Origin of the sequence: Pseudonocardia lutea (genome assembly GCF_042658055.1) — a bacterium.
Taxonomy (GTDB): domain Bacteria; phylum Actinomycetota; class Actinomycetes; order Mycobacteriales; family Pseudonocardiaceae; genus Pseudonocardia; species Pseudonocardia lutea.
In genome coordinates this window covers 1-1437 of record NZ_JBHSQK010000024.1, presented here as the reverse complement: position 1 = coordinate 1437, position 1437 = coordinate 1, and the positions used below count along the sequence as shown (strand labels likewise).

1 protein-coding gene and 1 pseudogene are annotated in these 1437 nt (G+C 73.7%); both read right to left on the bottom strand.

The window, feature by feature from the left end:
* Positions 1-148, bottom strand: a pseudogene (locus tag ACFQH9_RS11900) (ATP-binding protein); the annotation flags it as partial.
* 218 nt (positions 149-366) lie between these two features.
* The coding region (gene istA / locus ACFQH9_RS11890; RefSeq protein WP_379566061.1) for an IS21 family transposase at positions 367-1437 on the bottom strand (1071 nt) is incomplete at its 5' end.

Here is a 1437-nt window from a genome sequence, read left to right as displayed (position 1 = left end):
GCGGTGCGGTGCCCGGCTTGGCAGGCCCGGATCCCCAGCCCAACCGACAGGTGGGTCTTCCCGGTTCCGGGCGGGCCCAGGAACACCACGTTCTCTCGCCCGGTGATGAAGTCCAGGGTGCCGAGGTGGGCGATGACGTCGCGTTTGANCGCCCCTCGCCGCCGTGGGCCTCGCGGGCGGCGACCTCGCGTTGCAGGCAGGCGGCCAGGAACTCCTCATGGGTCCAGCCCTCTGTGCGGGCCCGCTCGGCCAGCCTCTCGACCGCCGCCCCCAACGAGGGCGCCTTGAGCGCGCGGGTCAGGAACGCGATCTCCGAGGCGACGTTGCGCCCGCCGGTGCTCGTGGTGGTGCCGGTCTTGGCCGCCATCAGGCCGACACCTCCTCGTCCAGGCCGCCCGGACCGTTCAGGCCCTCTGGCTCGTCGAGGCCGAGGATGCGGTCGTATTCGGCCAGCGCGCGCTGCTCGACCTCGAGCCCAGGCCGCGAGCTCGACTGCTGGAGCTGTTCGGATCGGGCGGCACGCATGGCCGCGGCGGCCGCGGCGTGGGTAGGGTCGGTCAGGGTCTGGTGCCGCGCCCAGCAGCGGCGATGCCGCGCGACGCGGCGCCCGTCGCAGGACACCAGCACGTGGTCGAGATCGGCGGTGACGGTGACCCTGCGTCCGACCGCGCAGGGATGCACGGAGTAGTCGTTGGCGTCGAGGCGGACGTAGTGATCCCGGGGCAGCCGCAGCGAGTGCGCCCAGCCGACCAGCGCCGACCCGGCGGCCAGGGCTGGCAGGACGAGCATGTGGCCGTGATCGGCCGCCCACCGGTCGACCGGGCGACACCCGAGTCTGCGGTGTTGGCGGGCGTTCGCCCGGGCCAGCCAGACCCCGAGCTGGGCGTTGAAGTCCGCCGGCGAGGCGAAGCGGCGCCCGGGCAGGAACGAGGTCTCCAGATAGCGGTTCCCGCGCTCGACCAGGCCTTTGGCCTCGGGGTCGCCGGGCCTGCACTGGATGACCTTGATGCCGAGTGCGCCGCGGAAGCTGTTCATCGCATCGGTCAGCTGCGGACGCCCGCCGCGCCACGAGCCGATCGCGGACTCGTTGTCCCACACCAGCGCCCGGGGCACCCGCCCCCACCCGGCCAGCAGCGCCCAGTGCCCGGCCAGCAGGTCCGGGGCCTGGCGCGAGGGCAGCATCCGGGCGGTCATCGCCCGTGAGTAGCCCGACACCATCACCAGCACCGGTGGGCGCCCGACCTGCCCGGCCCCGAGCGGAACGTCGACCGGCGGGAACCACAGATCGCACTGCGCGAGCTCGCCGGGCCGGTAGTCCATCCGCGACGCCGGGTCGACCGGGACGAACTGCGGGCGCAGCTCCCGGACCCGCTCCTTGAGCACCGTCAGCGAGCGTGTCCAGCCGATCCGCTCCGCGATCACCGTCGCCGGCATCTG